This window comes from Tumebacillus flagellatus, assembly GCF_000714935.1.
Classification (GTDB): domain Bacteria; phylum Bacillota; class Bacilli; order Tumebacillales; family Tumebacillaceae; genus Tumebacillus; species Tumebacillus flagellatus.
On the sequence record NZ_JMIR01000035.1, the window covers coordinates 41629 to 51088 of the forward strand.

Sequence of the window (9460 nt, forward strand, 5' to 3'; positions counted from 1 at the left end):
CCTCAGGTCCGGTAGCTCGCGTTGATGCGCACGTAGTCGTACGTCAGATCGCAGCCGTACGCTTTCGCCGACGCTTCGCCCTGGTTCAAGTTGACGGTGAGCACGACGTTGTCGGCGAGCAGGATTTCCTTCGCCGCTTCCTCGTCGAACACGAGACCCATGCCGCTCGCTGCGACTTGGATCGGGCCGATGAAGATGTCGAGCAGGTTCGGGTCGAACTTCGCGCCGGAGTAGCCCGCCGCGCAGAGGATGCGGCCCCAGTTCGCGTCGGCGCCGTAAACGGCCGTTTTGACCAGCGAGGAACCGATGACCGACTTGGCGATCACGGTGGCGATCTCTTCGGTCGGCGCGCTGTTGACGGCGACTTCGATCAGTTTCGTCGCGCCTTCACCGTCGCGGGCGATGTCTTTCGCGAGTTTTTCCGAGACGAGGTGGAACGCTTCCACGAAATCGCCCCATTGCGGATGGTCTTCGTCGAGGGTGTCGTTGCCCGCCATCCCGTTTGCCATCACGAGCACCATGTCGTTGGTCGAGGTGTCGCCGTCGACGGTGATGCAGTTGTACGTTTGGTCGGTGGTTTTCGAGAGCAGGCGTTTAAGCGCCGCCGGTTCCACCGCCGCGTCGGTGGTGACGAACGCGAGCATCGTCGCCATGTTCGGGTGGATCATCCCCGAGCCTTTCGCCGTGCCGCCGAGCGTGACGAGTTGGCCGTCGATCGTCAGTTGGACGGCGATTTCCTTCTTGCAGGTGTCCGTAGTCAAAATCGCTTCGGAAAAAAGATCTCCGCCCTCCACCGTCAGCGTCGAAGCCGCTTGGGAGATGCCGTTCAGGAGCGGTTCCATCGGCATCTGCACGCCGATGACGCCGGTCGAAGCAATCGCGACCGCTTCGTTCTCAAAGCCGAGCAGTTTCGCCGTGGAATTGCGCATCGTCTGCGCGTCTTGGTCGCCCTGCACGCCGGTGCACGCGTTGGCGTTGCCGGAGTTGACGACGATCGCTTGCAGGTACGGGGTGGTTTGCAGTTGGAGTTCGTTCTGGGTGACGCAAGCGGCGCGCACGAGGTTCGTGGTGAACACGCCGGCTGCGGCTGCCGGGACTTCGGAGACGAGCAGGCCGAGGTCTTTTCTCTTCTTCTTGATGCCGGCGTGGAGGCCGGTCGCTTTGAAGCCTTTCGGTGTGGTGACGCCGCCTGCGGAGAGCACGGTGCAGGAAGTTTTTTCGATGGTCGTTTTCATCTGAGCTCTCTCCCCCTTTTTATAAGTAGACGGGAACGTTTAGGAGTCCCGTGGTTTCCGGAAGTCCGGCGAGCAGGTTGAGGTTTTGAATCGCCTGGCCTGCCGCGCCTTTGACCAAATTGTCGATGCAGCCGATCACCGTCACGCGGTTCGTGCGCGGGTCGACGCGCAGTCCGATGTCGCAGAAGTTGCTCGCCGTCACGTCGCGCGTTTGCGGGAAGTTCCCCGCGCTGTGCAGGCGCACAAACGGTGCGTCGCGGTAGAATTCACGGTAGACCGCCAAAAGGTCTTCGGTGGAATACGATCCGGTCAATTTGGCGTAGCTCGTCGTGAGAATGCCGCGGATCATCGGCACGAGATGGGTGGTGAACGAGATCGTCACCGCTTCCCCGCTCGGGTTCACGTCGGTCAGCACTTGCTCGATTTCCGGGATGTGCTGATGTTCGCCGACTTTATACGCTTTGAAGTTTTCGTTGACCTCGACGAAGTGCGTGCCCGCCGAGAGCGCTTTGCCCGCGCCCGAAACGCCCGATTTGGCGTCGATGACGAGCGAGTGCGGGTCGATCAGTCCGTTCTTCACCAGCGGGAGCAGCGAGAGCAGCGTCGCCGTCGGATAGCAACCGGGATTGGCAATCAACGACGCGCCGGTGATTTGCGATTTGTAGAGTTCCGGCAAGCCGTATACGGCACGCTCCAGGACGGTTGGCGCGGGCGGTTGTTTTTTGTACCACTTCGCGTAGACATCGTCCGGCAGGCGATGGTCGCCCGCGAGGTCGATCACGCGCACGCCCGCTTCCAGCAAGCCCGGCACCAAGTTCGTGGATACCCCCGACGGCAACGCGACCAACGCGTAGTCCGCCCGCTTGGCGATCTCCGCCGGATCGGCTCCTTCCAATGTGTACGCGAGCACGCCGCGCAGATGCGGGTACACGTCTGCAAGTTCAGCCCCCGCTTGCGAGTCGGAGGACACGTACGTCACTTCCGCTTCCGGGTGCTTATGCAGCAAGCGCACCACTTCCAATCCTGTATAGCCCGTTGCGCCCAAGATGGCGATTTGCATCTCTTCTCTCACCTCTGCCTCTGTTTTCATGATACGAATCATTATACGAGTGTATGAATAAAGTTGCAATGACTTTGTATAAAAAATCCCCCCGCTCGCAACGGCTTGTCCTCACTTGAAACATATCGAATTTTCGATCAACTATCAAGTAATTATTATTAAACTAAAAAACAGACCCCGATTTTGAGAGGTCTGTTCTCATTTATGACTGCTCATCATCTAGGCACGGCAACAAGACTTGGACGGTCGTGCCCTCGTTCAAGATGCTGTCGATCTGCAAGCGGCCTTGGTGCTGTTCCAGAATTCGCTTGGAGACCATCAGGCCGAGGCCGGTGCCTTTTTCCTTGGTGGTGTAGAACGGTTCGCCGAGTTTTTGCATCAAGTCCGGTGCGATGCCCACGCCTTCGTCGGCGATGGAGATGCGCACGGAGCGCGGCGTCGGACGTTCCACGTCGAGGGTGACCCGTCCGCCGTTTGGCATCGCGTCGATGGCGTTCTGCAGGAAATTCAAGAAGACTTGCTTCATTTGGTTTTCGTCGCACGTCAGCGTCGGGAGCGTGTCGGCGTCCCATGCGGCGAGGATTTCCACATTGTTGAGGATCGCCTGCGTCTCGATCAGCGTGAGCACATGCGCGAGGACCGCTTGCAAGCGAACCGGCTTATGCAGGGCGGCTTGCGGCTTGGCGAGCACAAGCAGTTCACTGACGATGCTTTCGATGCGCTTGAGTTCCGACGACATCACGTCGAGGTATTTGGGGTCGTTGTTTCCGACTTGCATCAGTTGCACAAACCCTTTGAGCGCCGTCAACGGGTTGCGGATCTCATGAGCGATGCCCGCCGCCAACTGTCCGGCGATGCCGAGTTTTTCCGATTGCAGGAGCAGCTCTTCCGTGCGTTTGCGTTCGGTGATGTCGCGAATCGTAACCGAGAAGCCGTCGACCCGTCCCTCCACGTCGCGCACCGGCGAGAGGGAGAGCAAGACGTTCAACTTCGTGCCGTCGCGGTGGAAGCGGTACGTTTCGTGCCCGAGCACCGCCTCGCCGTGCCGCACTTTTTCCAAGAGCATCTGCATCTCCCCGCGCAAATTCTCCGGGATCGCCGGGATCGTACGGAAATCACTCCCGAGGATCTCGCGAAGTTTGAGTCCAAACATCCGCTCGTACGCCGGGTTGGTGCGCAGCAACTTTCCTTCGCGGTCGAGCAGGCCGATCGCATCGACGTTGTTTTCGATAAACGAATCCAACTGGTCGCGCGTGGCCCGCAAGTGCTCTTCCGCCCGTTTGCGCAAGGTGATGTCCCGGCCGATGCCGAGCAGTTTCACGACCGCTCCGTGTTCATCGCGGATGCGTTTGACGCTGGTTTCAAACCAGATCCAGCGGCCTTCCTTGTGCAAGATGCGGCAGGAGAAGATCATCCCGTCCTCCGCTAGCTCGAACTCGTTGTTCGCCATGCGCAGTTTGTCTTCCGGATGGTAGTAGGTGTCGGCGTGCTTCCCGATGATTTCATCCGGCTCGTACCCGAGCAACGTGCGCGTGGAGGGCGATACATAGAGGACAATGCCTTCAGGCGACGAGTAGGTGATGATGTCTTGCGCGTTCTCGGAGATGATGCGGAGCCGTTCGTCGTGCTCGCGGATGCGGCGCTCTTGCTCCAACTGCTCCGTGATGTCCCGGTCGGTGCCGTACATGACCAACGGGTTTCCGTTCTCGTCAAACTGCACTTGCGCTTGTGCATGCAACACGCGAATCTCCCCGTCGGGACGGCGAACGCGAAACTGGTTTTCAACCGTTATGCCTTCGATGGCCGCTTGCGCCGTGGCGTGCACCTGCGCGCGGTCCTCTTCCACCACAAACGAAATGAATTTGCCGTACGAGTTGATCTCGCCGAGCTTCGCGCCGAGGATGCGGTGCATTTCTTCAGAACAGCAGAGGGAGTCGGTGACCATGTCCCATTCCCACGACCCGAACTTCGCAAGGCGTTGGGCACGGGCGAGCCGGAACTCGCTCTGGCACAGCTCTTCTTCCGCCCGCTTGCGTTCGGTGATGTCGCGCACGATGTTGAACACGCCGCGCACCTGCCCGTCGATCACCATCGGCACTTTGGTCACATGCACGTCAAGGCGTCGCTTGTCACGGCGCACGACCTTGATTTCAAATTGCTGCGCCTCGCCTGCCAGCGCTTTTTCCATACAGATTGCCGCGCGCGGAATTTCGCTTTCCTCGATGAGATCGCAAAAGGAAACTTCCTCCCGCAACTCGGCTTCCGTGTACCCTGTCAGCGCTTCTGCCGCCGCGTTGACCAAGGTGTAGCGACCATCCGCCCACGCCATGACGGCATCTGGATGATTTTCAAATAGAGATCTATAAAAATCGAGGTCGTATTTCATCGGTTGGGTTCTCTTTGCGTCGTACATACGGCATCCCCTTTGCAAACTCCAAAACAGTACGCCCCCTATATTCAACGCCCGGACAAATTCTCCTTGTTATACCGCTTTTGGCGGCTCTTACAGGGTTTCGGGCGGCAAGGCGAGAATTGTGGCGGTCACGTTCTCCCCCTGCACGACCGTTTGCAGGCGCACGGGCGTTTGCATGGAGTTGACGAACTTGAAGTCGAGTTCGGGGTAGGAGACGGTGGCGTCATGGCCCGGTTCCACATAGCCGACGGGAAGAGAATGGGTGTAGCGTTCCGTGACAGTCAAGCCGCCGCGCAGCACGGCGTTGTACATCGTGCTTGAGACTTGGCAGATGCCGCCGCCGTAGCCTTGCTCAAATTGCTTGCCGACGATCACGGTGGCGAGCTGCCAACCGTCCTCCGGTCTGTTGGAGTCGCCGGTGGTTTGGTTGAACGACAATTCTTCACCCGGCAGGAGGACTTTGCCGTTGAATTTCTGGCAGGCGAGCATGATGTTGTGTACGCGGCCGCTGGCGTTGTGCCCGGCCAGCGACGTGGAGAACGTGCCGATCGGCGTGCCCGGCGCGGTGGAGAGGCTTTTCAGGTAGGCATCGTGGCGCTCTTGAGCGGCCCGCACGTCGACGTTGTGCTGGCGGGTGGACGCATCGTCCGGCAGTCCCGCCATGTCCGGGCGCAAGTCCCCGGCGGGGCCGAGTTTGTTTTGGGGCGGCACCGGCTGTGTGACGGCGGCCGCCGTTTGGTGCGCGTCTTGCCATTGGGTCAGGCCGAACCAAGCGGCCCCGGTCATCAAAGCGGTGGAGAGCAACGCTCCCCACCAGATCGTGTTGGTTTTCTTCTTGTTTGTGTTTTTGTTTGTGGTCATCTTGTCAAACACCCTCCATCCCTCTTCCCATGTATATGAAGAAGGACGGAGAACAGTTTGTCCAAGTTATAAATTCTTGAAAAATAAAAACCCCGCCAAACCGCAGGGGCATGGCAGGGTTGTTTTTTTCAAGTACTGTTCAAGCGATGCGATTACTCGGTGACTTTGAGCTTGGTGACCATCGAAGAGTGGCCGAGACCGCACATGAGGGTGCATTTCAAGTCGAGATCGCCCGCTTTGGTCGGGGTGAACGTTGCCGTTTGCTCTTGGCCGGCCATCGCGTGGACGTCTTTGACGTCGGTGCCTGCGATGGAGAGCGCGTGCATGCCTTCGCTAGAGGTGATCACCAGTTTGACCGGTTTGCCGACTTTGACTTCGGTTTTGTCCAAGGTCCATGCGAAGTTCTTGGCGGTCACGTGCACGACTTGCTCGTCACCGGTCGATGCGGTGGACGAAGCGGTCGTCGAGGAACCGGAGTTCGAGTTGGTCGTGGAGCTGGAAGAGTTCGAGGACGACGAAGCGTCGTTCGAGGCGCCGCAACCAGCGAGAATCATACCCAAAGCAACAACCGCGGTCGTTGCGAGAACCGTGAATTTTTTCATGCTGAAAATCCGCCTCCCTTGTTTCATACGTTCCTATCATACACCCGCACCGCAACCTTGGGGGGATCGTTTATCTTGTAAGAATGAACGATTTGTGAAAGGGGAGATCTGCTGATAACCCTAGGAAAAACAAGAAAAAACGCCCTCCGCGCGGAAGGCGTTTTTTGTAAAAAAGGAAGTGTCCGACTGTGATTAGCCGAGGACTTTTTGGACGGTTTGCACGACGTTGTCGACGGTGAAGCCGTACTCTTTCATCACGAGGTCGCCCGGTGCCGAAGCGCCGAACGTGTCGATGCCGATCACCGCGCCGTTGTCGCCGACATACTTGTGCCAGCCGGCGGTGACGCCCATCTCCAGCGCGACGCGCGCTTTGACGGACGGCGGGAGCACGGAGTCTTTGTACGCTTGGTCTTGCTGTTCGAACAGGTTGACCGCCGGCATCGAGACGACGCGGGTGGCGACGCCTTGGCCGTCGAGGGCTTTTTTCGCTTCCATGGCGAGCGATACTTCCGAGCCGGTCGCGATCAAGATGACTTGCGGCGCGCCGCCTTCCGCGTCGGCGAGGACGTAGGCGCCCTTGGCGAGACCTTCGCGCGCTTTTTCACCGGTGCCCGGCAGTTGCGGAAGTTTCTGGCGGGTGAGCACCATCGCGACCGGGGAGCTGTGTTGCGTGAGCGCCCAGCGGTACGCTTCGTTGGTCTCGTTGCCGTCGGCCGGACGCAGGACGGTCAAATTCGGGATCACGCGCAGAGCGGCGAGGTGCTCGACCGGTTCGTGGGTCGGGCCGTCTTCGCCGACTGCGATGGAGTCGTGGGTGAGCACGTAGATCACCGGCAGGCCCATCAGCGCGGCAAGGCGGATCGACGGTCGCAGGTAGTCGGAGAACACGAAGAACGTACCGCCGTACGGGTGGATGCCGCCGTGCAGGGCGAGACCGTTGAGCGCCGCCCCCATCGCGTGTTCACGCACGCCAAACCAGACGTTGCGGCCGGAATAGTCCTTGACGTCGAACACCGGCAGCCCTTTGAGCGTGGTGTTGTTGGAACCTGCGAGGTCGGCGGAACCGCCGAAGAGAGTCGGCAGGTGTTTCGCGAGGCCGTTCAGAGCGGCGCCCGACGTTTCGCGGGTGGCCATCGCTTTGTCGTCCGGGGTGTAGGCCGGCAAGCCTGCGTCCCAGCCGGACGGGAGTTCGCCGTCGATCGCGAGCTTCAGCTGCTTCGCGAGTTCCGGATGCGCTTTTTCATACGCGGAGAACTTCTCGTGCCACTCGGCTTCGAGCTTCTCGCCTTGAGCTTTGAAGGTTGCGTAGTGGTCGTAGATCGCTTGCGGGATCTCGAACGCTTCGTGCTCCCAGTTGTAGGCTTTCTTGGTCAGTTCGGCTTCTTGCGCGCCGAGCGGGGAGCCGTGGACTTTGTTGGTGCCTTGGCGGTTCGGAGAGCCGAAGCCGATGATCGTGCGGATCTCGATCAGGGTCGGGTGGTTTGCATCGGCTTGCGCTTGTTCGATCGCTTGGCCGATCGCTTCGATGTCGGTGCCCTCTTCGACGCGCAGGTATTGCCAGCCGTAGGACTCGAAACGCTTCTGCACGCTTTCGGTGAACGCCATGCTCAGTTGACCGTCAAGCGAGATGTCGTTGGAATCGTAGAGCACGATCAGTTTGCCAAGGCCCATGTGACCGGCCATCGACGCCGCTTCCGCCGCCACGCCTTCCATGAGGTCGCCGTCGCCGCAGAGCGCGTAGGTGTAGTGCGAGATCACGTCGTGACCGTCGCGGTTGTATGTAGCCGCCAAGTGCGCTTCTGCCATCGCCATGCCGACAGCCATGCCGATGCCTTGTCCAAGCGGGCCGGTGGTGGCTTCTACGCCGGGGGTGTGGCCGTATTCCGGGTGGCCCGGGGTTTTGCTGCCCCATTGGCGGAACTGCTTCAATTGGTCGAGCGGCAGGTCGTAGCCGAACAGGTGGAGCAGGGAGTACAGCAGCGCGGAGCCGTGTCCTGCGGAGAGGACGAAGCGGTCGCGGTCGAACCATTTCGGGTTGGACGGGTTGTGCTTCATCTTGTGCGCCCACAGTTCATACGCCATCGGAGCGGCTCCCATCGGGAGGCCCGGGTGGCCGGAGTTCGCTTTGTCGATCATGTCGATCGAAAGCGTGCGGATCGCGGTGATAGCTAGTTGGTCGAGGTTAACGGACATGTCAAGAGCTCCTTTCGTCATGGGCCGTCGGTTCTTGGGCAAAAGTAAAACCTTCGCCGAGGACTTCCTGTACATCGGAGACGATCACGAACGCGCGCGGGTCAATCTGGCGCACGAGTTCCTTCAGGCGGGACACTTCAGCGCGGGAGACGACGGTCATGAGCATCGGCCGTTCGACTCCGGTGAAGCCGCCGTAGGATTGCATCTTCGTGCAACCGCGCATGAGGCTGAAGAGGATCGCTTGGCGAACTTCTTCTTCCCGGTCCGTGATGATGTAGGAGACCTTGCCGACGGCAACGCCTTGTTGGACGAGGTCAATCGTCTTGCTCGTGATAAACAGGGAAATCAGCGCATACAGCACGCGCTCAATGCCAAAAATCACGCCGGCTGCGGTGATGATGCTGCCGTCGATGACAAGCAAGAGAGTTCCGGCGGAGATGCCGGTGTAGTTTTGCACCAACCGTGCGGCGAGATCGGTGCCGCCCGTGGTGGCCCGACCGCGAAACACGATGCCAAGACCGGCACCGAGCAACAGCCCGCCGTAGATGGAAGCGAGCAGTGTGTTTTCGGTCAGCGGGTGTTGTTTCAGCGGCTCCAAGAATTGCAACCACAGCGTCAACGCAAGGATCCCGTACAACGTCTTGAGCGCGAATTCGCGGCCGCCAAGAAAGCGGAAGCCCGCCCAAAACAGCGGAATGTTGATACAAAGCGAGGTAATCGAAACCTTCCAACCAAACAGATAATACAGCAGGATCGAAATGCCGGTGACCCCGCCGGTGACTGTCTTGTTCGGGACGAACACCCACGTGACAGCCAGGCCGACGAGAAGCGAGCCCAACGTAATGTAGAGGTAGTCTAAAAACAGAAGCGTGCGGGGATTGTAGCTGCGTCGTTGTCTCTTCTTCATGTCTCCACCTTTGTTGTTCCACCAGTTGTCCTTAGTATGCGAGTAACGTCACGAGTATATCAAAACCCTTGATACAAAAAAAGACCTGTGCCGGCACGGCTCAGGTCTTTCTCTCGTTGCGTGACTCGCCTCGCGACGTCCTACTCTCCCGGGACCCTGCGGTCCGAGTACCATCGGCGCTGGAAAGCT

7 protein-coding genes are annotated in these 9460 nt (G+C 59.5%); all 7 read right to left on the reverse strand.

What is annotated here, in order from left to right:
- Positions 1–2 precede the first annotated feature (2 nt).
- On the reverse strand, positions 3–1235 hold the full coding sequence (gene argJ, locus EL26_RS19130; protein ID WP_038092789.1) for a bifunctional ornithine acetyltransferase/N-acetylglutamate synthase: 1233 nt from the start codon (positions 1233–1235) through the stop codon (positions 3–5).
- A 19-nt stretch (positions 1236–1254) separates the two neighbouring features.
- Positions 1255–2295: an N-acetyl-gamma-glutamyl-phosphate reductase gene (gene argC / locus EL26_RS19135; protein WP_038092791.1), complete on the reverse strand. Its 1041-nt coding sequence runs from the start codon at positions 2293–2295 to the stop codon at positions 1255–1257.
- Between the two features lie 202 nt (positions 2296–2497).
- The gene (locus EL26_RS19140; protein ID WP_052036587.1) at positions 2498–4708 is read right to left on the reverse strand and encodes a PAS domain S-box protein; all 2211 of its coding nucleotides are present in this window, start codon (positions 4706–4708) and stop codon (positions 2498–2500) included.
- A gap of 90 nt (positions 4709–4798) precedes the next feature.
- Positions 4799–5569 carry a VanW family protein gene (locus EL26_RS24105; RefSeq protein ID WP_152559330.1) on the reverse strand — a complete coding sequence of 257 codons (771 nt, stop codon included), beginning with the start codon at positions 5567–5569 and terminating at the stop codon, positions 4799–4801.
- A 152-nt stretch (positions 5570–5721) separates the two neighbouring features.
- A complete protein-coding gene (locus EL26_RS19150) occupies positions 5722–6171 on the reverse strand; it encodes a cupredoxin domain-containing protein (protein ID WP_038092794.1) in 450 nt (149 codons plus the stop codon).
- Positions 6172–6363: 192 nt separating this feature from the next.
- Complete coding sequence (gene tkt / locus EL26_RS19155; protein WP_038092798.1) at positions 6364–8364, reverse strand: transketolase; 2001 nt, start codon at positions 8362–8364, stop codon at positions 6364–6366.
- 1 nt (position 8365) lies between these two features.
- Positions 8366–9271, reverse strand: coding sequence for a YitT family protein (locus EL26_RS19160; protein WP_052036589.1), 906 nt, complete (start codon positions 9269–9271; stop codon positions 8366–8368).
- Positions 9272–9460 lie beyond the last annotated feature (189 nt).